We start from the raw sequence: 23,908 nt of genomic DNA on the forward strand, positions 1-23,908 counted from the left end.
AACAGGGTCAGGCCCAGGCCAGGGCCGCCCATTCCCCGGACAGGCGGATGACCGGTTGCGGCAGGCCGGTGCGGCGATAGGCCGCCGCCACGGCGTCGGCCTGTTCGGCCAGGATTCCCGACAGGATGAGCGCGCCGCCCGGGGCCACGCACGCCGCGAGATGGGGGGCCATGGCCGTCAGCGGCTGGGCCAGGATGTTGGCCGCAACCACGTCGAAGCGCTCCCCCGGGGCCAGGCAGTCCAGGCTGCCGACGGCCGTGCGCATGGCCGAGGCCACGCCGTTGGCCAGCGCGTTTTCGGCGGCGCAGAACACGGCCTGGGGATCGATGTCCAGGCCGATCCCGGAAAGCCCCAGGCGGCACAGGCCGATGCCCAGGATTCCCGAGCCCGTGCCCAGGTCCAGGAAGCGCATGCCGGGGGCGATGCGGCCCGCTCCGGACATCTCGCCGAAGAGTTCCAGGCACAGGGCCGTGGTGGGGTGGTGGCCGGTGCCGAAGGCCATCTTGGGTTCGATGATGATGGGGGTGCGGTCGGCATGGCCCTCATGGACCAGCCAGGGCGGCAGCACCTCGAAGACTTCGCCCACGGCGATGGGGGTGAAAAAGGCCTTCCAAGCCGCGCCCCAGTCCTCGCTGGCCACGGATTCGCGCCGGATGGCCAGATGGGGCCAGGCGGCGGCCAGGGCGTCGGCCAGATCGCGGCCGGCCGGGTTGTCGTCCACATGGACGCGGAAGACGGCCCCCTCAGGGGTGTCCATCTCCTCCCAGCCCTGGGCCAGGCGCGGCGCAAGCCAAGCGGTGAGCTCCTCCCGGACGGGGTCCACAGGGTCGGGCAGGGCCTCTTCGACAAGTGCGCCCACCACCGGGGCCGTTCCGGGGACGCAGATTTCCAGGCGCAACAAATCGCTCACAACGTGTTCCCTCGCAACGCGCGGTAAAAAACGGGACAACGGCGCGCGCGGCCGATTTTCTATCGGGCCGCCATCACGCTGGCCGGGATGTTCAGAGGCTGCCCGATCTCCAGCCGGTCGGGGTTCACGCTGGCGTTGGCCTCAAGGATGCGCGTCACGCTCACGCCGAAACGGCGCGACAGGTTCCACAGGGTGTCGCCGTCGGCCACGCTGTAGGCCCGAACGGAGCCTTCCTGGCGCACGCTGACCTCGATGGAGGCGTCGCGGCGTTCCCGTTCGGCCTTGGCGGCCTCGTGGGAGGGAATGGCCAGTTCGCTGCCGATCTCCAGACGCATGGGGTCGATGCCCTGGTTGACGGCCAGGAGGTCGTCCACGCGCAGGCCGTGGCGGCGGGCCAGGGACCACAGGTTGTCGCCCTTGGCCACGGGCACGCGCACGGCGTCGGCGTCCTGGCGCAGATCACGCCCCTTGGCCATGCCCGGGGCGGATTCGGACGGGATGGTCAGCAGCTGGCCGATCTGGAGGCGTTTGGGGTTGACGCCGTCGTTGGCGGCCAAAAGCTGCTCCACGCTCACGCCGAAACGCTTGGCCACGGTCCACGGGGTGTCGCCCCCGGCCACGGCATAGGCGGTGACGCCGTCCTGGCCCTGGACGACCTGTCCCGGGGTCGGGGCGCTCTGGGCCTGGCTTGGGGCGGCCGGATCGGGGATGGCCAGACGCTGTCCGGGCTGTAGCCGATCCGGGCGCACGCCCGCGTTGGCCTTCTTGAGATCCGAGACGCTGACGCCGAAGCGGCGGGCGATGCTCCACAGGTTGTCGCCGTCGGCCACAGCGTAGCCGCCGTCAATGCGCGTGGCGGGCGTGGCGGCGGCCGTTTCCGTCTGGGCCGGGGAGGCGGGCACGGCGATGGTCTGGCCGGGCTGAAGCTTTTTGGGATCGAGCCCGGGGTTGGCCGTGCGCAGATCGGACACCCGCACGCCCAGCCGCTTGGCCACGCTCCAGAAGTTGTCGCCCTGGGCCAGGACATGGGACGGACCGTCGACGACCTGGGCCGTCGGGGCCGGGGTTTTGGTCGTGGGGGCGGCATCGGCCGCCTGGGTCTTGGCCGGAACGTGTAAGAGCTGTCCCAGGGACAGCCGGTCGGGATCGATGGAGCTGTTGGCCCGTACCAGTTCGCGGGCGCTCACGCCAAGCTTTTTGGACACGGTCCAGATGGAGTCGCCGGGCAGGACCGCATAGGTCCCCAGGGGGCTCGCCGGGGCGGCCTGCTCCGTCTGATCGTCCGCGCGGGGCGCGGCGGCAGGGACATCCGCGGCCTGGGCCAGGGCGGCCTGGGCCGGGACGGCGTCCGGGGCGGCGTCCGGGGCGGCGGCCGAGACGGCCGGTTGCTCGGTCGGGACGGCGACGGGCGCCGCGGCCGCAACCTCTACGGTGATGGTTTCCATCTGGGACGCGGCGGCGGACGGCGGAAGGGTCAACACCTGCCCGGCGGCCAGACGGTCGGGGTGCAGGCCCGGATTGGAGGCGACCAGGGCGGCCACGGTGGTTCCGGCATTTTTGGCGACGCGCCACAGGGTTTCGCCGGAACGCACGGTGTGGCGTCCGGGGGCGTCGACCGGGGTTTTTCCGGCCGGGATGGCGGCCGTGACGGAGGCGTCGGGCTTGGCCGAGGCCACCTCGCGGGCGGCCACCGGACGCAGATGCGTGGCGTCGGCGAAAACCGTCCCGATCACCGAGGCGTCCAGCCCCATGGCGGGCAGGATGGTCTCCAGGCAGCGCGAGGCCAGGAGGCGGGAGCCGACCGGGGTGACATGCACCCCGTCGTCCAGACGGATGGCGGTCATCTCGCCCGTGGCGGCGGCGGCCAGGGGCGCGAAACGTCCCTCGCCGTCGGCCAGGACGCTCCAGGTGTCGATGAAGGTGCAGCCTTTTTTGCCAGCGCACATGGCGGCCAGGGCGGCGTTGATGCGCTTGAGGTCGCGGCTCAGCGCGGCGTCGGCCATGACTGGCGCGCCGACCCAGAAGAGTTTGGCCTGGGGGGCGTGGGCCCGGCAGGCGTCGGCCAAAAGCGCGGCCCGGGCGGCATAGGCCGCGTCCCAGGCGGGGTCGGTGAAGTAGATGGTGCGGCCATCCTCGGTGAGGATGTTCTTATTGTCGTTGGCCCCGATCATGATCACAACCACGTCGGGCTCAAGGTCCGAGGCCAGTTTTGCCGCGGTTTTTTCCCAGTCGAAAAATTCCGGCTTGGCCAGACCGCTGGAGACCTTGCCCAGGCGGGTGAAACCCACGTCCTGCCGCGCGGCGAACACGCGCTCCATCTCCTTGCCAAGGCCGATGGACAGGGAATCGCCGATCACGGCCACGGTGTGGGCCGGGGCGGTCCTGGTCACGGAAGAGGCTTCGGGCTCGGCCGAAACCGAGGCCAGAAGGCGTCCGGGCAGAGGGGGCAGGGCCATGGCCACCATGAGGGCCAGGACGAGCAGATTCGGTCCTTTTCGATGCATGCGTCACCTCGACGATGCGGGCGCGATGTTCACGCGCACTGATAATGCGGCAGGGCGCGCCAGATCCATGTGATCCTTGCGCCATGGCTTTTTCCTGCTGCCGCAGTTTCACGAAACGGACGACACGACGGACGACGAAGGCCTGGTCGGCCGGTTCACCGCCCGATAAAAAGTATAACTATCTAAACATGTTATACTATGGCCCGGATGCAATGGGGCCAAACATCCATTCTGAACCCGTAGCTTAGCAAAAAAAGGGCTTTTTTTGCAAGGGGAGGGAACGGAAAAAATGCCCGGGGCGTCCAAGGCCGTGATCAGCAAGAACCGGACCACTGTTTCGTCAAAAGGAAAAATAGATGAAGGGCAACACCCCGTCGGGGCCGAGCTTGAGGATGGCCGTGGCCGCAAGGCCCAGGGCCACGCCCTGGATCGGCGCGGGCAGGGGCCGGATCATGCGGTCGTAAAGCCCCCGGGCGTCGAAGCGCCAGATCTGGGCGGCCAGCACCAGGACCGCCAGGACCACCGGAACCAGCGGAAGATGGCCGCCGGATGCGCCATGGGGATCGAAGGCGGCCACCCGGGCCAGGATGTCCATGGCCTTGCCCGCGTCCTCGGCCCCGAAAAACACCCAGGCCAGGGTCACGTAGGAAAAGGTGGCCACACGGCCGAGGAACCGGGAGGCGAAGGGACCAAATCCCGCCTCGGGAACCGGCGCGTCGCCGCGCCTGCGGGATTTGCGGTCGATGAACAGATGGACGGCCACCAGCCCGAAGCCGTGGATGAACCCCCACACCAGGAAGTTGTACGCCGCGCCGTGCCACAGGCCCCCCAGGGCCATGGTCACGACCAGGTTGGCGTATTTGCGGAACTGGCCTTTGCGGTTGCCGCCCAGGGGAATGTACAGGTAGTCGCGCAGCCAGGTGGAGAAGGTGATGTGCCAGCGACGCCAGAAGTCGCGCAGATTGCAGGCGGCATAAGGCAGGTTGAAGTTGTTGGGCAGGGAAAAGCCCAGAAGCCGCCCGATGCCCCGGGCCAGGTCGGTATATCCGGAGAAGTCGCAATAGATCTGTATGGAATAGGACACCACGCCGACCAGCACGGCCAGGGAGCTGAATCCCTCGGGGGCGGCGAAGACCTGGCGCACGATGTGCTCGGAAAGGTAGCTGGAGATGACCAGTTTTTTGAACAGGCCGCGCAGCAGCAGATAAAAACCCGAGCCCATGTCCACCTGGTTCGCCGTGGTCCGGCGCAGTTGGGGCATGAAGTCCTTGGCCCGCAGGATGGGGCCGGAGAGGATGGTCGGGAAAAAGGCGATGAAGATGAAGACGTCCAGGGGATTTTTGACCACGTTCTTGTCGTCGCGATAGACATCAATGGCGTAGGACAGGCCCTGGAAGGTGAAAAAAGAGATGCCGATGGGCAAAAACACGTCCATAAACGGCACCGGATTGGCCACGTTCACCCATCCCAGGAGATGGTCCAAAGAGAGATAGAGCATCTCGTAGTATTTGAAAAAGATCAGGATGCCCAGGGAGATGCTTAAATAGAGAATGAGGCAGAATTTTCGGAACCAGCGTTCGCCGGACTCGCGGAAGATGATGGCGAAAAACCAGGTCAGAAAGCTGAAGATGAAAAGGATCAGGAAGAACTTCAGATTGAAGGAGGCATAAAACACATAGGACGCCGCCAGCAGAAACAGCCGGTAGCCAAGATCATGGGACCGCAACAGCCAGTTCAGCGGAAATACGATCAGGAAAAATAGCGCGAATTCGAGGCTCGTGGGATTCATGCGGGCTGTGATGCCATCCTTTGACGCAATTTATTGCACAAAGGGATGGTAAAACGGGGCCGCGAAAATGACAACCGCAACCAGCGCCAAACTTCCGGCGCTTTGGTCCGGCGGCCTGGGTTTGAAATACTTAATGCTTTGTATTTATTGTCTATTTTTTTGATTTTTTCATCGGCCCGGCCTTTGCATTCGTGTCCCCAAACGCCTCGCGACCGACGGGTTTGACCGGTTGCGGGGCTTCGGGAACGCCATGAATGCACCACGCCGCCATACCTCGGCCGTTCTGCGGCTTCTCCTGACGCTGTGCGCCGGTTTCGCCCTTGCGGCCTTTCCCCGGGAGCTTTTATCCATGCGGCCCCCGGCCCAGGCCTCGGCGACAGCCTCGCCGACCACGCCGGTTGTCGATTTTCCCTTCCCGCCAAGCCTGGCCCAGCCCCCGGCGACGGCTCCGGGCGGCGTCACCCATGTCCTGCGACAGCCGGTAAAGGCCAACGCGGTGCGTCTGGCCGTGGACAAAAACGCGCATCATCCCCTGGACCATCCCCTGGCCGTGCGCCGCGAGGGACGGCTCCCCGGCCGGACCCAGGCCCCTCGGCCGGTGCGGGTCTATGCCGTCAATGAACCGACTCCGGCTGTCGATCCGCGCGGGACGGTCCCGGCCCCGCCAGTTTCCCCTCCCGTGGCCGCCGCCCCGCCCGCCGTATCGCTCCGGTCGCCCGCACCCGCCGCGCCCCGGGAGGTCGCCGTCCAGACCGCCCCCCGCGTGGCCACGCCTCCCCCCTCCCCGGGCGATCCCGCCAAGGCGGCAGGCCGGGCCCTGACCGGGTCGCGCCTTCTGGTCGTGGGCGACTCCCTGTCCATCTCCCTGGCCGATGTCCTGGAGCGGCGGCTGGCCAAAACGCCCGAACTGGCCTTTGCCCGGCTGGGCAAGGTCTCCAGCGGGCTGGCCCGCCCCGGGTTTTTCGACTGGGAGAAACACCTGGCCGAGATGGTGCAAACCAACCGCCCGGACACGGTGGTGGTCATGATCGGGGCCAACGACAACAAATCCCTGCCCCTGCCCTCGGGCAAGACAGCGGCCTTCGGCACGGCGGCCTGGAGCGTCGAATATCGCCGCCGGGCCGCCCGGCTGGTGGATATCGCCCGGGCGGCCAATCCGGACGTGCGGATCGTCTGGCTCGGCGCGCCGGTCATGGCCGATCCCGGGCTTTTCCGGGACATGCCCGTGGTCAATGCCGCGTTGGCCGAGGAGATGCGCCGTCTGCCCGGATGCCGGTTCGTCGACGTCTGGCCGGTGCTGGCCGGTCCCGGGGGGCGGTATGCGGAATTTCTCAACCCTGGAACCCGCCTGCGCGCCCCCGACGGCGTGCATCTGGCCCCGGCCGGGGCCGCGCGCCTGGCCGACGCCTGTCTGGCCGCCCTGGCCGAACCGGCCCGGGTCATGCTCTCCCAGAATCCGTGACGCCCGCCCATGCCCCGGCCCATGCTTGCCTATCCGGGGCGGCCGCACGTAGGATGCGCCGCGCCGGTCTCCCCGAAGGAGTCCCTGGGGCTGCCCGGGATTTGGAGCGTCTATGTCCCTGTTCCGACGTGCCTGGCTGTGGGCCGCGCTTGTCCTGGTTTCCGGCCTTTTGGCCGGGCTTTTGGCCTGGGCCGCCTTTCCGGCCGCCGTACTGCTCGGTCCCATGATCGCCGCCATGGCCTTTTCCCTGGGCGGCGTCCCCCTGGAGGTGCCCCATAGGGCCTTCGCCGCCGCCCAGGCCGTGGTCGGCTGTCTGGTGGCCGTGACCGTCACCCCCGCCACCCTGGCCGCCCTGGGCCAGCAGTGGCTGCCGATGCTCGTGACCATCGTCCACATCATCATTTCCGGGGCGGTCGTGGGGCTGGTGCTCATCCTCCGGGGCGTCGTGCCCGGCTCCACGGCCGCCTGGGGGGCCTCGCCCGGGGGTGCCGCGGCCATGTCGATCATGGCCGAGTCCTACGGCGCGGACATGCGCATGGTGGCCTTCATGCAGTACCTGCGGATGTTCGTGGTGGTGCTGACCGCCTCGGGTGTCTCACGCCTTCTGCTTGGCCATGCGGTTGCGCCTCCCGCCGACCGCGCCCTGTCCCTGGGCCTGGATGCGCCGGTGCTCCCCCTGGCCCTGACCTTGCTCGTCATCGCCTGCGGCATGCTCCTGGCCCGCCGGTTGCGCGTACCGGCCGGGACCATGCTGCTGCCCATGCTTCTCGCCGCCGCGCTCAACGCCAGCGGTCTTTTGCGCATCACCCTGCCTGCCTGGCTGTTGTGGGCCACGTATGCCTGCCTGGGCTGGTACATCGGCATGCGCTTCACGCGCTGCACGGTGCGCCACGCTCTGCGGGCCATTCCCCAGTTGGTTCTGGCCACCTTCCTGCTCATCGCCCTGTGCGGCATCGCGGCCTGGATGTTGACCGCCTGGCTCGGTGTGGACCCCTTGAGCGCCTACCTGGCCACCAGCCCGGGAGGCCTCGATTCGGTGGTGGTCATCGCCGCGGGCAGCGGCTGCGATGTCCCCTTCGTCATGGCCCAGCAGACCCTGCGCCTCTTCGCGGTGGTGCTCATCGGCCCCCAGGTGGCGCGGCTGCTCTGCCGCTTCGACGCGCGGCGAAGGGGAATAAAGGAAACGGCCGGAAACCGGACGGGCCGCTGACGGCATGAGGGGGGTCTCTCAGCCGCGCCGGGCAGCCACTTGGCCAGACACAGCCCCTTGCCCTGTCGGCCGCGATTGATCCAGTGGACCTCGTCGGCGGCATGGTGGATGAGCTTCAGGCCAAGGCCGCCCGAAACCTATGGTCGCCAGATCCCGGACGTGGCCCTGGATCATGGTCAGGAAGCGGGTGCCGACCGGGATGCGCAACTGGGTCTTGAGGGTATTAAGCATAAGCCCTTTTACGCATCCAATGGAAATGCGTCCATACTCCGGGATTCGGTCGGCCTTTGTCCGGCGGATCGTTTTCCGGACCCGGCCCATATCCCCGTTTTGGAAAAACGAAATGACAGTATGAAAGGATCGGGCGGAGCGGCTTCCGCATCCGGTTTCCGGCAGGTTGCCGACAATGTCCCGCAGCCGCCGCAGTTCTTGACAAGGATGCCAAGCGGGGCGAGACTGAATAATTAGGAAAAAGCGGATGCAACAGACGCAGGCGGACGATATGGGCAACGCAGACGAAGACGACGGACTTTTTCCCTATGATCTGGTCCTGGACCCGCAGGTCCGATATTTCCTGTATGTGGGCGAGGCCAGGTACGATTCCCTGAACCAGTTCATGCGTGAGGCCCTGGAGCGCAGGACCGGACAACGCATGGATTACGTCCGGATCATCCCCGATGTGTCAGGGTGCAGCCTGCACCGCAACACCATTGTTTTGAACCCCAGGGCCAAGCGCCGTTTCGCCAAAACCGGGGTCATGTCCCGCTGTCCCATCCCCCCCCGCGAATTCGCCGCAGCGGTTTCCGCCTCGGAAACCATTTTGGGCCTTATCCGTTCCCTGGTGCGCCGCCAGGGCGAGGTCTACGTGCATGTGGCGGAATCCGTTCCGGAACTGACGCTTTGCCGCCTGCCGGGCGTACAATTCATCGGCCCGGACGGGGAGACGGCGGCCATGTGGAACAACCGCCTCTTCCAGTCGCGCATGCTGCGCGACCTGGTTCCCGTTCTGGACCACCGCCAGTGCCGGGCCGATGAGGAGATCGCCCAGGTCGTGGCCGGGCTGCTGCCGGTCTGGGGCGACGGGGTGGGCGTGCTGACCGAGGGCTTCCGCGAGGCAGACGCGACGTTTGTGGTCACGGACCCCCGGGATGCCGCCGCGCGCCTTGGGGGAGGCGGCGAGGCGTTCCTGTTCCGCCATGTCCCGGCCGTCCACGCGCCCACGGTCCTCGGCATCACGGCCGGAGAGGACGACGTGTTCATCGCGGCCGTGGCGGATCGCCGGAAAGAGGCCAACGGAGGATGGGGGGCGTCGTATCCGTCGGTTCTGCCTGCCCACGTCCTGCGGGAGTTGCGTGAACACACCCGCACGGCCGGACAGGTGTTGGGAGGCAGCGGATATCGCGGCGTATTCGGTTGTGATTTCATCGTGGACCGGGAAGGCACGGTCCATTTCGTGGAAGTCAACGCCCGAAAGCACGGGGCGGCCCTGGAGATGTGCTGCACCCTGGAAAGCGCCCTGCCCGCCGGAGCGCCCACCCTGGCCGACCTGGAGCTGGGGGCCGTGTTCGAGGGGCGCTTGCCGGAAAACGCCCGGGAATTGGCCCGGGCCCTGGAAGGCCTTTTCTGGAGAACCTGCACGATCCGCGCCGACCGGACCCTGCGGATCGACGCCGCACCCGCCGCCCATGCCGATGTGCGGGCGCTTTTTCGGCGCATCCTGTCGCGCGGGGCCGACCACGGCATGATCATCCTGGAGCATCCGGCCAGCGACTGCCAGGTGGAACGGGGCGGGGTGCTCGGCCGGGTGGTGGCCGTGGCTACGGACCCGGCCTATCTGCCCGAAGATCTGGAGCTTGGGCGCACCCTTTTGCGGGCCTGCGCTCAGGAACCCCGAGAGGATATCTAGAGTCGCCTTCGGTACTTTCCGTTATGGGTTAGCGATCAGCAATACTTTGAACTTATTGTTTTTATTAAAAAAATAATTGTTTTTGTGGGCGCCACGCGAGGCGGCGCACGTCAGCCGCGCCCCAGGCGGCCGCCGGGCGCAGCCGTCCCGAAGCGGCTGTTTTCTTCCCCCGGATTGTGGCGTATCATGACTTCTCCCGTCGCCGTGACTCGAATCCGGGACGCCCCACCTCCTCCGGCCGTGGCCGGAAACACAAACCCGCCTTCTTCCCCGGCCTGGAGGGCCATGAAAAACATCCTGCTGGTCAATCCGCGTCTGCCGCGTTCCTTTTGGAGTTTCCCGGACATCATGCAGGTGACCGGGAAAAAGGCCCTTTTGCCGTCCCTTGGACTGTTGACCGTGGCCGGGCTTTTGCCTCCGGACTGGAATGTGCGTCTGGCCGACGAAAACGTGCGACCCGTGTCCGATGCGGATCTGCGCTTTGCCGATGTGGTCATGATTTCGGCCATGCTGGTGCAGCGCGACGGCCTGTTCGCCTGCGCCGCGCGGGCCAGGGCCATGGGGAAGATCGTGGTCGCGGGCGGTCCCTACGCCACCTCCGCGCCGGATGAGATGCTGGCCGGGGGCTGCAATTTCGTGGTGGTCGGGGAGGGGGAGGCAACCATCCCCCTGCTGGTGCGGGCCCTTGAAGAAGGCCGTCCGGGGGGCGTCATCGCCGTGGAGGAAAAAACCGACATGGAGCAGGTGCCCCTGCCCCGGTTCGATCTGATCAATCCCCGGGACTACGACGCCATGCCCGTGCAGACCTCCCGGGGCTGCCCGTTCGCCTGCGAATTTTGCGACGTCATCAACCTGTTCGGCCGCACCCCCCGGTACAAGTCGGCCCGGCAGGTGGTGGCCGAACTGGCGGCGATCCTTGAGACGGGGCACCGGGGCGCGGTCTTTTTCACCGACGACAATTTCATCGGCAACCCCAAGCGGGCCAAGGAGCTTTTGCAATCCATCGCCGACTGGAACCGGGGGCACGGGGAGCCGTTCTGGTTCATCACCCAGGCCTCGGTGAACCTGGGCAGCAGCCCCGAACTCATCGACCTCATGACGGCGGCCAATTTCGGCTACGTGTTTGTGGGCATCGAGTCCCCGGACACGGACGTCCTGGCCGCCACCCATAAATACCAGAACATCCGCCATCCGCTCCTGGAGTCCATCCGGGCCATCGGGGCCGGGGGACTGACGGTGGTGGGCAGTTTCATCCTGGGGTTCGACAACGAGGCCGCCGGGGCGGGAACGCGCGTCACGGCCTTTGCCGAGGCGGCGCACATCCCCCTGGTGATGGTCAACACCCTTCAGGCCGTGCCCCAGACCGAGCTGTGGCGGCGGCTTCGCGACGAGGGGCGGCTGGTGGACGGCGACGTGGGGGACTTGGCCACGGGGCCGATGAACTTTACGCCCACCCGGCCCATGCGCGACATCCTGACGGAGCAGATCGCGGCCTGGGACCGTCTGTACGACGTGTCCCACCACATGGAACGGGTGCTGGGCAATATTTTGGCCATGCGCCCGGTCAGGTCCGAGCCGGGCACGGGAAAAAAGCCCCCTTCGCGGGAAAAAAGGCCCCAGGCCACGGTCTTGGCCGATACGTGCAGCGAACTGCGGCTTTTGGCGCGGCTGGTGTGGCGGCTTGGGATCGCCTCGCGGCACCGGGGGCAGTTCTGGCGGCAGCTTGTCACCGTGGCCCGGAAAAATCCCTCCCGCTGGCGTCGGTACCTGACCCTTTTGGTCATGGGCGACGACATCCTGTCGTTTACGGCGGTCATCCGGGAGCGGGCCGCGCCGTCTTTGCGATAGCACCGCGCCTCAGGACTCCGTCCGCCCGGGTTCCAAAACGGGTTTTGAGGCGACGACGCGTTTTTTCGTAAAGCGGTTTTTTCAACGGGACGCACCATGCGTCCCGGGAGCGGCGCAGCCCTTCCCCGGGGTGCGCCGCCGCTGTGTGTTCCGCCCTGACGGGGTGTCGCCCAGGCGGCCGTCCGGCCGCCCCTGGCTATTTGTCGCCGCCCAGGATGCCCCCCAAAAGCGAACCGCCCACCCCGGCGACGCCCTTTTTTTCTTCGCGGCCCGCATAGTTGGCCGAATGGATGCGGTCGGCCAGCCGGGAAAAGGGCAGGCTTTGCAGATAAACCCGGCCGGGACCGGTCATGGAGGCCAAAAACATGCCCTCGCCCCCGAAAAGCGCGTTGGTGAAGCCGCCCACGAACCCGATGTCGTAGTCCACGCTCTCCTCGAATCCGGCCAGACAGCCCGTGTCCACCCGCAGGACTTCCCCGGCGGCCAGCACCTTTTCGATGACCGTGCCCCCGGCGTGGATAAACGCCAGGCCGTCGCCGGTGAGCTTTTGCAGGACGAACCCCTCCCCGCCGAACAGCCCCGCCCCCAGACGCTTGGTGAAGGCCACGGTAATGTCCACACCCACGGCCGAGCACAGGTAGGCGTCTTTTTGGCACAGGAAGGAACCGCCGTGGTCGGCCAGTTCGATGGGTACGATCTTGCCCGGATAGGGCGCCCCGAAGGCGGCCATGGCCGTGCCGGACCCGGTGTTTTCAAAGGTGGTGATGAAAAAGTTTTCCCCCGAGACCATGCGCTTGAGGCCGCTTAAGAGGCCGCCGCCGGCGCCGGTGGCCATCTCGATGCCGCCTTCGAGGTAGAGCATGGCCCCGGTTTCGGCCCGAACACCTTCACCCGGATCGAGAATGATCTCCACAATCTGCATGTCGTCACCCAGAATGCGATAGTCGATGTCGTCGGCCATGGGGCCTCCCGTGTCGTTGATTTTTTGGCGGGTCCGGCTAGTGTGCTGGAAAGCGTCCCTAGTGGAGAACCGCAGTGCGCCGCAGGCGTCGCGGGCGTCGCGGGCGGCGCGGGCGGCAAACGGAGTCACGAATGTCAGGCAGGAATTATCTGGGGCTGTGCGCCATCGTCAAGGACGAGCATCTCTTTTTGGAGGAGTTCGTGGCTTACCACCAGGCCATCGGTTTTGAGACGTTTATCCTCTACGACAACGAAAGCGCCATTCCCGTGGCCCACACCCTGCGCGCCCAGGTGGAGCGGGGGCTGGTGAGGGTCGTTCCGGTTCGGGGCGAAAGCATGCAGATGCCGTGCTATACCCACTGTCTGGAGACCTTCCGGGACCAGGCGGCGTTTCTGGCCTTCCTGGATGCGGACGAATTCATGGTTCTCAAAAAACACGCCGACGCGCGGCTTTGCGTCCTGGACTACGAGAAGCACCCCGGCCTGGCCATGCACTGGGTGACCTACGGCTCCTCGGGACATCTGGGACGGCCGGGCGGGCTGGTCCTGGACACCTACACGCAGGCCCTGGCCGGGAACGTCCAAAACAACCATCACGTCAAATGCATCGTGAACACGGCCTTGGCCGTGGCCGCCCGCGATCCGCACCAGTTCGTGTTTCGCGAGCCCGGCATGTGCTGCGTGGACGAGCGGGGCATGCCCGTGACCAGCGCCCTGTCGCCCTTTTGCGCCGACGTGGTCCAGGTGAACCACTACAGCTTCAAGTCGCAGGAGGATTACGAGGCCAAGATGAACCGGGGGCGGGCCGACGTTGCGGCTCTGTGCGGCGCTCGCACCCTGGACCAGTTTTACGCCCAGGCCGCCGCGCCGATCGTGTCGGCCCCGGTCCTGTCCCGCCGCATGGCCGCCCGGATCAAGCGGGCCGTGGACACGGGGACGCCTTTTTGCGGGATCGAGACGGATGCGGCCTGCCTTGCGGCGGCTGACGAGGCGGTTTTGTCCCGGGCGGCGGGACGGCTTTTGGCCGAAAAAAAGGCCGCGGCGGCAGCGGTGTCGCTTTTGGCCAGACGGTGCGCCGGGGACGGCGCATGGACGACGACGGGACTTCTGGCCCTGGCCTGCGCCACGCTCGGGATGCGCGAGCGGGCCGTGGACCTGTGTCGGGAGCTGCTTGTCCGCGAACCCTCGACGCGCTCCCACTTCCTGCATTTCCAGGTGCTTCTGGTCCTGGGGGACCGGGCGGCGGCGGCGGCGGTGGGGCGCTACGTCAAATATGCCTGCGAACTGTTCGGGGCTGAGGCCTCCCCGCAGTACGCGGAACTGCGGGCCATGGACGCCCGGGAGGGGCTCGGGGTGTGGACCCGGGAACGCTGACGGCGCTTTCCCCTTGGCGGGACCGCAGGGGGCGCAGCCCGTTGGCCGCCGGAGGGGGTCCCCCCCCGCCAGGCCTGTCCCCCTATTCTTCTTTGCCCTTGCCCGGCCGCAGATGCCCCATGACCCGCTCGAAGGCCTCCCGGGACTTGCCGGTCTCGATTTTGGCGATGTCCTCCCGGGGGATGAAATGGATGGCCCCGCAGGGACACATCTCGGCGCAGGCCGGGGACAGCCCGATCTGCCGCCGTCCGGCGCACAGGTCGCACTTGGAGAGCATGACCCCGGTATCGGTCTCGAACATGGCCGCGTAGGGGCAGGCCAGAAGACACTGCCTGGTCTCGCAGCCCCGGCACAGTTGCGGTTGCAGGATCATGGCCCCGTCCACGTCGCGCACGATGGCCCCGCGCTTGCAGACCTTGGCGCAGTTGGGGCTTTCGCAGTGGCGGCAGTACAGGGGGGCCATCACCCCGGAGGCCGTGCGCATCATATGGATGCGCGGGGTGTCGTGGACGAACCGGCACACGTATTCGCAGGTTTCGCACCCGATACAGGTGGAATAGTCGATGTACAGGACTTTTTGCTTGTGCGGCATGGGGCGTTACCTGTGCAGGCGGCCACCGGGGAAGCGGTCGGCCTCCCGGGCCACGAGGTCGTCGTAGGGGTAGTCGGCCAGGCGGTCCTGGTCCTTCAAATCCAGCCAGTTGGCCAGGGAGCGGGCCGCGCGCAGGCCGCTGTAAACGGCCTTGCCGATCTTCGAGGGGCCGGTCAGGGCGTCGCCGGCCACGAACACGTTTTCGATGTCAGTCATGTGCAGCCAGCGCACCTCGCCCTTGCGCACGTTTTCCAGCCCCAGCTCCTTGGCGAACGGCGGGGTGGCCGTCTCGCCGATGGCCGTGACCACCAGGTCGGCGTCGATGACCGTCACCTGTTCGCTGTCCGGCAGGGCGCAGCGTTTGCCGTCGGGGCCGGGCTGGCCCAGGGTCTTTTCCCGGATCTCCACGCCCGTGACCCGGTCCTCGCCGGTAAAGCGCAGGGGCGAGACCGACTCGTGCCACAGGGCCCCTGCCGCCTCCAGGCGGTCGATCTCATACGAGCCGCACGGGGCCTCGTTTTTGGTGCGCCGGTAGAGCAGATGCACCGTGGCCGCGCCCAGAAACAGCGCGCTATGCACCACATCCACGGCGGAATGCCCCGCGCCGATGACCGCCACGGTCTTTCCGGCCACGTCCGGGGCCTTGATGTTCGGCCCGGCATATCCGGCGGCCCGGATGGGGAAGAGGAATTCCAGGCCCGCCATGACCCCGGGCAGGTTCTCGCCCGGGATGCCCAGACGGCGCGAGCGCCAGGAGCCGGTGCAGATGATGATGGCGTCGTGTTTTTTGACCAGGTCGCCAAGGCCCCGCACATCCGAGCAGAAATGGTCCCCTTCCTCGTCGTGCAGGGGGGCGCTGCAACAGATCTTGGTGCGCGGGTGGAAGACCACGCCGTATTTTTTGGCCATCCTCCGCACCCCGGCCTCCACCCGCTCCTTGGGGATGCGGTGCCCGGGGATGCCGAAGAGCATCAGCCCCCCGGCCTTGGGCAGCTTGTCGTAGACCTCCACCTGATAGCCCAGGCAGGACAGGTATCCGGCGGCGGCCAGGCCCGAGGGCCCGGCCCCGATGATGCCCACGTTGCGCGCAAAGGCCTGTGGCGGGTCGCCGCAGAGAAAATTGAAGTTCATGGCGTTCATGGGCGTCCTTGTGAGGTCGCGGCGGCTGTCGCGCTGCGTCCGTATGGTGGCGGAGTTCCGCCGTCGACCGATTGCCCGGAAAAAGGGCCGGGCACGATCCATCATTGCCTTACCCAAAGGAGGCCTGGCACGCAATGGGCAAAACCTCGATATATTTTTCACGAAATCCGTTGACACGACTGGCCAGGGTCGATATAGGACAAATCGTGTCCGATATGTCTTTTTTCTTGCGATGCGGATCAAAAAGGCGTTACATATCCGTGGCCCGGGCGGTCGTTCGGCAACGGATAGTGGAGGAGTCGGCCGCACGGGGAATGGCGAGCAGGGGCGCGATGAAAAAATTGCGTGAACTCCTCTCCAAAACCGTTACAAGGAAAGTGACATGCGCCTGACAAGGTCCGGAGACTATGGAGTCCGCTGTTTATTATATCTGGCCCTGCATGCAGGGCGCGGCGTGGTGGGACGCAAGGAGATAGCCGAAGTCATGAACATCCCTGCCCAATACCTGGGAAAGGTGGCCCAGACCCTGGCCCGGTCAGGGCTCATCTCCATCCGCCAGGGGGCCCGGGGCGGTTACGAACTGTCCAGGGCGCCGGAAGAGATATCGCTTTTGCAGGTGGTTGAGGCCGTGGATGGGGAAATCTATTTAAACGACTGTTTGCACCAGCTCGACGTCTGCGAACGTCGGCCGGTGTGTGCGGTGCATCGGGTATGGGGCCGGGCCCGCAAACAGTTGCGGGACATGCTTGGCGGAATCAGTCTTGCCGCACTGGTGGAAGAGGAGTCGCGCACAGCCGGGAAGGTGTGTGGGGAATGCCCGGCCACACGCGGCCAAACCCTGGAGGGGAAAGGAGAGTAAGATGGACACGCTCATGCTTTCACGATTGCAGTTCGCCTTTGCCACGTTCATCCATTTCATCTTTGTGCCGTTGACCCTAGGGCTTTCCATCCTGGTGGCCTACATGGAGACCAAGTACGTGCGCACGGGCGACGAAACGTACAAAAAAATGGCCAAGTTCTGGGGAAAACTGTTCCTGATCAACTTCGCCCTGGGCGTGGTCACGGGAATCACCCTGGAATTCCAGTTCGGCACCAACTGGTCGCGCTATTCGACCTATGTGGGTGACATTTTCGGATCGCTTCTGGCCATCGAGGCCACGGCGGCCTTTTTTCTGGAATCCACGTTCGTGGCCGTGTGGGTTTTCGGCTGGAAAAAGCTCTCCAAAACGTTTCATGCGGTCTGTATCTGGATCGTCGCCTTTGCCGCCAACCTCTCGGCCCTGTGGATCATCCTGGCCAACGGCTTCATGCAGAACCCCATGGGCTACGTGATCCGCAACGGCCGGGCCGAGCTCGACAGCTTCTATGCAGTCATCACCAACGGATTCGCCTGGAGCCAGTACATCCACACGGTCGTCGGCTCCTATGTCCTGGCCGGATTTTTCGTCATGGGCGTATCGGCCTGGCATCTTTTGCGCAAGCAGAACATCGACTTTTTCGGCAAGTCGTTCCGCATCGGCCTGGGTTTCGCCCTGGTCGCCTCGCTGGTCGTGGCCATCCAGGGCCACTCCCACGGCAACGAAGTGGCCCGGATTCAGCCGGCCAAGCTGGCGGCCATGGAAGCCCACTGGGAGACCGGCACGCACGTCCCCATGTATCTGCTTTCCATCCCTGACGAGAAAAACGAGAAAAACAGCGTGGAGGCCTTCGGCATCCCCAGCATGCTGAGCATCCTGGCCTTCAACGACCCGGCCGCCGAGGTCAAGGGCTTAAAGGCCTTCGCCCCCGAGGACCGGCCGCCCGTGACCCTGACCTTTTTGTCCTTCAGGCTCATGGTGGGCTTTGGCACGCTCATGATCCTCCTCACCGTCTGGGGATTTCTCAAGCGCAACAACCTCCTGGACAATCCGCGCTACCTCCAGTTCATGGTCTGGGCCATCCCGGTGCCCTACCTGGCGCTGCAGGCCGGATGGGCCGTGGCCGAGGTGGGGAGGCAGCCGTGGATCGTCCATGGGCTGATGCGCACCAAGGACGCGGTGTCGCCCATCGCCACCTCCCAGGTGGCCGTGAGCCTGGCGGCGTTCGTGGTGGTCTATCTGCTCCTGGCCTCCCTGGATATCTACCTTCTGGCCAAGTACGCCCGCAAAGTCCCGGCGTAGGTGCATGTAACGCGTTGACCAATGCCGCACGCGGCCGTTTTGTCCGATCATGCGGGCAGGATGGCCGAAGCAAAAGGAGAAGGCCATGGATCTCGGTACCATCTGGTTCATCTTGTGGGGTGTTTTGTGGGCCGTGTACTTCATTCTCGACGGCTTCGACCTGGGCCTGGGGACGCTGTTGCCCTTTCTGGCCAAGACCGAGGACGAGAAACGCACCTTCTATAACGCCATGGGGCCGTTTTGGGACGGAAACGAGGTGTGGTTGATCACGGCTGGCGGCGTGACCTTCGCGGCCTTTCCAACGACCTACGCGGTCATGTTTTCTGGCCTGTATTCGGCGCTGATGCTGCTGTTGTTCTCCCTGATCATCCGGGGGGTATGCTTCGAATTCCGCAGCAAGGTGGAGAGCCCGGGCTGGAAGAAGCTGTGGGACACCTGTCTTTTCATCGGCAGCTTCGCCCCGGCCCTGCTTCTCGGAGTGGCCTTCGCCAACATCTTCAAGGGCATCCCCATTGACCAGGACCACATCTTCCAGGGCACGCTTTTCACTCTGCTCAACCCCTATGGCCTGGCCGGGGGCATTCTCTTCGTTCTCCTGTTCGCCCACCACGGGGCCCTGTGGCTGGCCATCAAGTCCGAGGGCAGCCTTCGGGAGCGGGCCTTCGCCATGGCCGCCAAGCTGTGGCCGATCATGGCCGGGTGGATCGTGCTCTTTCTGGTCTATAGCATGTTCGCCACCAACCTGTTCTCCAACTACCTGCGCTGGCCGCTGCTCCTGGCCATCCTGCTCATCCCCGTGGGCGGGCTGGTCCTGACCAAGGTCTACGCCGCCAAGGCCCGGGCCTGGGCGGCCTGGGCCGCGTCGGCGGCGGTGATCGGCGGCACGGCCCTTTTCGGGGTCATGGGCATCTTTCCGGCCCTTCTGCCGTCGAGCTTAAGTCCCGCCTTCAGCATGACCATCGAGAACTCGTCCTCCTCGCCGCTTACCCTGTCCATCATGCTGGGCGTGGCCCTGGTGTTCGTTCCCGTGGTCATCGCCTACCAGATCTGGAACTTCAGAACCTTCCGCCATCCGGTGACTAAGGACGATCTGGACTACGAAGAGGCGTATTAACCGGCAACCCGCACCCCTCCTCATATGGCAGGCTGCCCTGGGACGGTCCCGGGGCGGCCTGCCATTGTTTTGGGGGCCCGACCGGGGGTGGGGTGCGGATGCCTGTGAGGCCCGCTGCGTCCCGGGCGGGCCGTCGTCCGGGGTTCATGACGGCGTTGGCTGTAACAATCTTGTGAATCAAGGCGCGAAAGGGGCCGCCGGGGCATGGCGCTTTCCGGTGAAATCTGCTAAAAAGCTGAAAAAACACGGGAGATCAGGCACCTACAGGACGGGCGCCCACCCGGAAGCCTTTCGCGGCGAGCCAGGGCGCCAAACCGACCCCGCCCCCCGTGCGCAAGTGAAAGGAGTTCGGCAGGCAGTCCGTTCTGACAACGACAGTCCCCCACTCCCGCATGCCGTGAAAGGAGAGCCCATGCTTGCCCTGCTGCGCCGTTTCGCACCCCGCAGGCGCGTCTATATGACCGGCCTTCTGGAACATTACGCCCCTGTGGCCCGGAGTCTGGCCGTGGTGGAGGAGGCCTTCGGCCGCTACGTGCGCAAAAGCGCCGACCGGGGATATCAGATGCTGGCCGGGCGCATCGACGCCCTGGAGGGCGAGGCCGACCGCATCAAGCGCCGGGTGCGCAACCATCTGCCCCCGGCCGGGCTCATGGTCGTGGACAAGACCCTTTTCCTTTCCTACACGCGCCACCAGGACAACATCCTGGACGCCGCCCAGGAGGCCCTGACCTGGCTTGGCATGGGCGACCCGGACGTGCCGCCGGACGTGCTCGATCTTTTCGAGGACTATCTGGCCCGGGTGAAAAAGACCGTGCGCCGCTTGAAACCCGCCCTGGCTGACACCATCGCCCTCGTCCTGGACGGTACCCTTGACCGGACGGCGGTCAAACGCCGCCACCACGAGGTGCGCCAGCGCCACCTGAAGGCGGAGCGGGTGCGCCGCGACCTTCTGGCCTCGCTTTTTGCGGCCACGGCCGATTTCCGGGACGTGTACCGCCTGTTGCGGGTCCTGGAATGCCTGGAGCACATGAGCCACGAGGCCGAGGCCTGCGCCGACACCCTGCGGGCCATGATCGCCCGGTAGCGCGCCTTCCCAGTCCCGTTACGACGAGCGTTTTGTTGTTTCTGTTTGTCGCCTGGCCGAAACAGATCTGTTTCGGCCGGAGCCGATACCTTTTCGATTCGCATCCGGGCGCCCCTGCAGCAGGCCTGCGTCGAAATCCCGTAGCGTCCCGTGACGGCGGCCTCGCCCAAAAAACGCACCACGGGGAGTCGGCCCTTCATGGCGGGGTATCGTATGCGGAACCCGCCGGGAGGATTGATAAGGGCGGAACCCTCCCTGATGCACGCCAGCTGCCTGCCGCGTGCGATACTGCGACGCCAGGGGTTGTGTATTGTCATGCAGTTGCGCTATGTCTGCACACAGCATTTTTGAACATGGAGCCGTACATGACCTCATCCCCCGCGACCCCCCAGGCATCCTTGGTGAACATCCTCAGCATCGGCTTCCTCATCGTCGGCAATCTGATCGGCGCAGGCATCCTGGCCCTGCCGATCAACACCGGCCTGTCAGGATTCATCCCCTCAATGTTCGGTCTCTTCCTGACCTCGGCCGCCATGTTTTATTCCGCGATCATCCTCAGCCGTGAGGCGGTCGGCAGGCAACGAAGCACCTTTAATTTTCCAAGCCTCTACCTGGAACACCTGGGTGTTGGTGGAAAATGGGTGGCGGTCGTCGCCAACCTGATCATTCTTTACGGATTGTTGACCGCCTATCTCACGGGCATCACCGCCATCATCAACAAACTTTTCGATCTCAACATCCCCACGGTCTGGCTCATGCTGGGTTTTTTTCTCATGACCTCGCTCATCTCCCTGGCCAGCGTGGACAAGATCATGAAATACATCGCCGTGATCGTGGTGGTGAAGTGCGGGATGTTCGTGGTCATTGCCTGGATGGGCGGCATGCACGTCAAGGCCGCAAACCTTTCCCATTCAGACTGGGCCTTGTTCGTGTGCGGCATTCCCATCCTGGTGACCGCCTTCCATTTCCACAACATCATCCCCGCCATTTGCGAAAGCCTCCGGTGGAACCAAAAAACCATCAATAAAACCATGCTGGTGGGCATGAGCCTGGGCTTTGCGATGAACGCCACCTGGCTCTTGGTGGGCATCGGCGTGTTGCCCCTGGACAACAGCCCCGTCGGGCTGATCAACGCCTTCGAACAGAATCTGCCGGCCACAATCCCCCTGGCTCAGATCATGAATTCCGAAACCTTTCTCATCCTGGCGGGCGCGTTTTCCCTGGCGGCCATCACCACCGCCTATCTGGCCAACGGCCTGGGACTTATCGGCTTCATGGACGATTTGACCAACCAGTTCACAGGCAGGACCAACCCCATTTTGAGCCGGGCCCTGGCCTTTCTGCCGCCGCTTCTCATCGCGCTGGTGTACCCGGACATCTTCCTTGAAGCGATCAACTTCGCCGGCGGCTTCGGCATCGTGACCCTGTTTGGCATCCTGCCGAGCATCATCGCCATTCGTCGGGCCAGGACGCCTGTGGAAAAAGGGCTCGGCGTGGCCATGCTGGTTCTGTTCGCGCTGTTTTTTCTCGCGGAGGCCGGCCAGGAATTCGGCATGCTGAAGATCACTCCCGAAACCGAACACTGGCAGCAGTGACGTCTTGCCCACGGTTCCCGGTTCGCTGTCCCTGACGGCGAACCGGGCGCTGACGGCGTCCCCAACCCCCTATCCGGTCACGGAGCCTTCATGCCCGCTATCGACCTGAGCGTCTTCGACCTGTTCAAGATCGGCCCCGGTCCCTCCAGTTCGCATACCATCGGGCCAATGAAAGCCGGTTATGAGTTCATCCAGGCCGCCAGGGCGCTTCCGGCCGAGGCGCTGGCCAAGGCCGCCGGAATCGAGGTCCGGCTGTACGGGAGCCTTTCGGCCACCGGCAAGGGCCATGGCACGGATCGCGCGGTCCTGGCCGGACTGCTTGGCCGTTCACCGGAATCCTGCTCCCCGGACTTTCTCGACGATCTGGCCAGAACCCCCCTGGCCGGGCGTCCCGTGGATCTGGGCGGCGTGCGCTTGATGCTCAATGCCGGGAACGTCATTTTCGACGCCGTCGAACACGACCACCCTTTTAACAATACCCTGGTCATCCGGCTCACCACCGCCGATCCCCAGGCCGCGCCGCTTCTTGAGCGCGAGTATTATTCCGTGGGCGGGGGCTTCATCCAGATCAAGGGGCAGGAAGAGCCGCCGCGCGGGACGCCGCTTTATCCCTATGGAACCATGGCCGAACTCAAGGAGCGCCTGGCCGAGAACGATCTGAGCCTGCCCCGGCTGATCCTGGAAAACGAGATGGCTGTGACCGGGGCTGACGAAACGACGGTCATGGCCGGTGTGGACACGATCCTGCGGGTGATGGATGCAGCCGTGAGCGCAGGCCTTGCGGCCGAGGGCGTGCTCCCCGGCCCGATCGGCCTGGCGCGCAAGGCCAAACGCATCCTGGAACGCTCACGGATCAAAAGCCAGGTGCAGGAAACGATCATCGGCCACATGTGCGCCTATGCCTTTGCGGTCGCGGAGGAGAACGCGGCCGGACATATCATCGTCACCGCGCCGACCTGCGGGTCGGCCGGCATCATCCCGGCCATGGCCCGGATCATGCGCACGCGGCTTTCGCTTCCCGAACAGTCCATCCGCGAAGGGCTGCTGGCGGCGGCGGCGATTGGGTTTCTGGCCAAACACAACGCCACCATCGCAGGCGCGGAAGGGGGTTGCCAGGCCGAAATCGGGGTGGCTTCGGCCATGGCGGCGGCGATGCTGGCCCAGGCCTCGGGCTACGGTCCCCATGTCACCGAACACGCGGCGGAAACCGCTCTGGAGCACCACCTGGGCATGACCTGCGATCCTGTCGGCGGCTACGTCCAGATTCCCTGCATCGAACGCAACGCCGTGAGCGTGGTCAAGGCCTATACCGCCTTCATCATCGCCTCGGATGAATCTCCGGCCACGCACAAGGTCGGCCTGGACCAGGCCATCGCGGCCATGATGGACACCGGCAGGGACATGAGCTGCAAGTACAAGGAGACGGCCCAGGGCGGCCTGGCGGTCTGCGTGGCCACCTGTTGAGACGGATCGGGCTGTGCGGATCAAAGACCCTGCGATCCGCAGCGTATGCTGCCTGATCAGCCCCGCGCCGCGTGCCGGGCCATGGCCGCCACAATCAGATGATGAAACGGCAGGATGATCGTGAAATAGACCGGGCCGGTCCAATGCCGGTAGCGCACGATGGTCGCCACATGGCGCAGACTTTCCCCGGCCTCGCCGGTCCCGGCAGAGACCGCCACATACGCGGCCAGATGCCTGTCAGAGGCCTCGGCGATCCAGTACCGTCCCTTCTCGGCCGCCGTGACCGTGAAAAATGTGGCCTTCGCCCCGGGCGTAAACGAAACCTCCGAAAGCCGTTCCCCTTGTCCGCCCGATTCCCGGCGAAGCCCCAAAAGCCCTGCCAATAGCCCGCGCAACCGGAAGAGAGCCCGCATCCATCCCGGACGATAGGACAGGAGATCGGCCACGAACCGGCCAAGCTCCTTGTTGCAGGCCACGGTTTTCACGTCCACATGGTCGGCCCCCTCGGCCAGGGCTTCGATCTCCGGAATGGATGCCGCGCCGGGCATGTCTGCCCCCTTCCTGGCGCCTCCCATGGAAAACACCCCCGTGATTTGATGAAAAGCTCTCTTTTTTCGGCATGTCGCTGCGGGGAAGGGGAGTCGGGCGGGCATCGGCTGCGGACCTTGACCCCCCTCCATGTCGCCGTGTGGGGGGAGATGCCGGTTCAAAGGACAACGCAGAAAAACGCCCTGCCGGGCCTCCCGGGCGCGACACGCGCGCAGGATAGGCGGCCTGCGTGAAGGCGGCGTGACGGC

Annotated in this window: 18 protein-coding genes; 11 read left to right on the forward strand and 7 right to left on the reverse strand. The window is 65.4% G+C overall.

From position 1 onward, the window contains the following. Window positions 1–7: 7 nt before the first annotated feature. The 3 genes from GD606_RS16930 to GD606_RS16940 all read right to left on the reverse strand — a co-directional run bounded on the left by GD606_RS16930 (window position 8) and on the right by GD606_RS16940 (window position 5,203). Window positions 8–910 carry a 50S ribosomal protein L11 methyltransferase gene (locus GD606_RS16930; protein ID WP_309550355.1) on the reverse strand — a complete coding sequence of 301 codons (903 nt, stop codon included), beginning with the start codon at window positions 908–910 and terminating at the stop codon, window positions 8–10. A gap of 59 nt (window positions 911–969) precedes the next feature. Next, window positions 970–3,414: a DUF459 domain-containing protein gene (locus GD606_RS16935; protein WP_163303846.1), complete on the reverse strand. Its 2,445-nt coding sequence runs from the start codon at window positions 3,412–3,414 to the stop codon at window positions 970–972. Between the two features lie 340 nt (window positions 3,415–3,754). Beyond that, a complete protein-coding gene (locus GD606_RS16940; protein ID WP_163303847.1) occupies window positions 3,755–5,203 on the reverse strand; it encodes an MBOAT family O-acyltransferase in 1,449 nt (482 codons plus the stop codon). Window positions 5,204–5,453: 250 nt separating this feature from the next. On the opposite strand from GD606_RS16940, the gene GD606_RS16945 reads away from it, so the two are divergent. The 4 genes from GD606_RS16945 (at window position 5,454) to GD606_RS16960 (ending at window position 11,629) form a co-directional block, all read left to right on the forward strand. Beyond that, complete coding sequence (locus tag GD606_RS16945) at window positions 5,454–6,665, forward strand: SGNH/GDSL hydrolase family protein (RefSeq protein ID WP_176629332.1); 1,212 nt, start codon at window positions 5,454–5,456, stop codon at window positions 6,663–6,665. A gap of 112 nt (window positions 6,666–6,777) precedes the next feature. Further along, on the forward strand, window positions 6,778–7,875 hold the full coding sequence (locus GD606_RS16950; protein ID WP_163301504.1) for an AbrB family transcriptional regulator: 1,098 nt from the start codon (window positions 6,778–6,780) through the stop codon (window positions 7,873–7,875). 502 nt (window positions 7,876–8,377) lie between these two features. Next, on the forward strand, window positions 8,378–9,781 hold the full coding sequence (locus GD606_RS16955) for a hypothetical protein (RefSeq protein ID WP_163301503.1): 1,404 nt from the start codon (window positions 8,378–8,380) through the stop codon (window positions 9,779–9,781). Between the two features lie 285 nt (window positions 9,782–10,066). Beyond that, complete coding sequence (locus GD606_RS16960; RefSeq protein ID WP_163301502.1) at window positions 10,067–11,629, forward strand: B12-binding domain-containing radical SAM protein; 1,563 nt, start codon at window positions 10,067–10,069, stop codon at window positions 11,627–11,629. Window positions 11,630–11,825: 196 nt separating this feature from the next. On the opposite strand, the gene GD606_RS16965 is transcribed toward GD606_RS16960, so the two are convergent. Further along, window positions 11,826–12,590 carry a TIGR00266 family protein gene (locus GD606_RS16965; RefSeq protein WP_163301501.1) on the reverse strand — a complete coding sequence of 255 codons (765 nt, stop codon included), beginning with the start codon at window positions 12,588–12,590 and terminating at the stop codon, window positions 11,826–11,828. A 131-nt stretch (window positions 12,591–12,721) separates the two neighbouring features. On the opposite strand from GD606_RS16965, the gene GD606_RS16970 reads away from it, so the two are divergent. Beyond that, window positions 12,722–13,963: a glycosyltransferase family 2 protein gene (locus tag GD606_RS16970; protein ID WP_163301500.1), complete on the forward strand. Its 1,242-nt coding sequence runs from the start codon at window positions 12,722–12,724 to the stop codon at window positions 13,961–13,963. 82 nt (window positions 13,964–14,045) lie between these two features. Here GD606_RS16970 and GD606_RS16975 read toward each other — a convergent pair whose 3' ends face one another. Both GD606_RS16975 and GD606_RS16980 read right to left on the reverse strand, forming a co-directional pair. Continuing rightward, the gene (locus GD606_RS16975; RefSeq protein ID WP_163301499.1) at window positions 14,046–14,555 is read right to left on the reverse strand and encodes a 4Fe-4S dicluster domain-containing protein; all 510 of its coding nucleotides are present in this window, start codon (window positions 14,553–14,555) and stop codon (window positions 14,046–14,048) included. A gap of 6 nt (window positions 14,556–14,561) precedes the next feature. Then, entirely contained in the window at window positions 14,562–15,695 is a 1,134-nt protein-coding gene (locus GD606_RS16980; RefSeq protein ID WP_163301498.1) for an FAD-dependent oxidoreductase, read from the reverse strand. Between the two features lie 382 nt (window positions 15,696–16,077). Here GD606_RS16980 and GD606_RS16985 point away from each other — a divergent pair, with 382 nt between their 5' ends. The 6 genes from GD606_RS16985 to GD606_RS17010 all read left to right on the forward strand — a co-directional run bounded on the left by GD606_RS16985 (window position 16,078) and on the right by GD606_RS17010 (window position 23,111). Then, window positions 16,078–16,554, forward strand: a complete 477-nt coding sequence (locus GD606_RS16985; protein ID WP_163301497.1) for an RrF2 family transcriptional regulator — start codon at window positions 16,078–16,080, stop codon at window positions 16,552–16,554. Between the two features lies 1 nt (window position 16,555). Next, the gene (locus GD606_RS16990; protein WP_163301496.1) at window positions 16,556–17,854 is read left to right on the forward strand and encodes a cytochrome ubiquinol oxidase subunit I; all 1,299 of its coding nucleotides are present in this window, start codon (window positions 16,556–16,558) and stop codon (window positions 17,852–17,854) included. Between the two features lie 85 nt (window positions 17,855–17,939). Next, a complete protein-coding gene (cydB, locus tag GD606_RS16995; RefSeq protein WP_163301495.1) occupies window positions 17,940–18,968 on the forward strand; it encodes a cytochrome d ubiquinol oxidase subunit II in 1,029 nt (342 codons plus the stop codon). Window positions 18,969–19,380: 412 nt separating this feature from the next. Then, entirely contained in the window at window positions 19,381–20,052 is a 672-nt protein-coding gene (locus GD606_RS17000) for a DUF47 domain-containing protein (protein ID WP_163301494.1), read from the forward strand. Window positions 20,053–20,417: 365 nt separating this feature from the next. Continuing rightward, complete coding sequence (locus GD606_RS17005) at window positions 20,418–21,647, forward strand: aromatic amino acid transport family protein (RefSeq protein ID WP_163301493.1); 1,230 nt, start codon at window positions 20,418–20,420, stop codon at window positions 21,645–21,647. A 90-nt stretch (window positions 21,648–21,737) separates the two neighbouring features. After that, window positions 21,738–23,111, forward strand: a complete 1,374-nt coding sequence (locus GD606_RS17010; protein ID WP_163301492.1) for an L-serine ammonia-lyase — start codon at window positions 21,738–21,740, stop codon at window positions 23,109–23,111. A gap of 56 nt (window positions 23,112–23,167) precedes the next feature. Here GD606_RS17010 and GD606_RS17015 read toward each other — a convergent pair whose 3' ends face one another. Beyond that, window positions 23,168–23,659, reverse strand: coding sequence for a DUF2867 domain-containing protein (locus GD606_RS17015; RefSeq protein ID WP_163301491.1), 492 nt, complete (start codon window positions 23,657–23,659; stop codon window positions 23,168–23,170). Between the last annotated feature and the right edge of the window lie 249 nt (window positions 23,660–23,908).

This window comes from Desulfolutivibrio sulfodismutans DSM 3696 (assembly GCF_013376455.1).
Classification (GTDB): Bacteria; Desulfobacterota; Desulfovibrionia; order Desulfovibrionales; family Desulfovibrionaceae; genus Desulfolutivibrio; species Desulfolutivibrio sulfodismutans.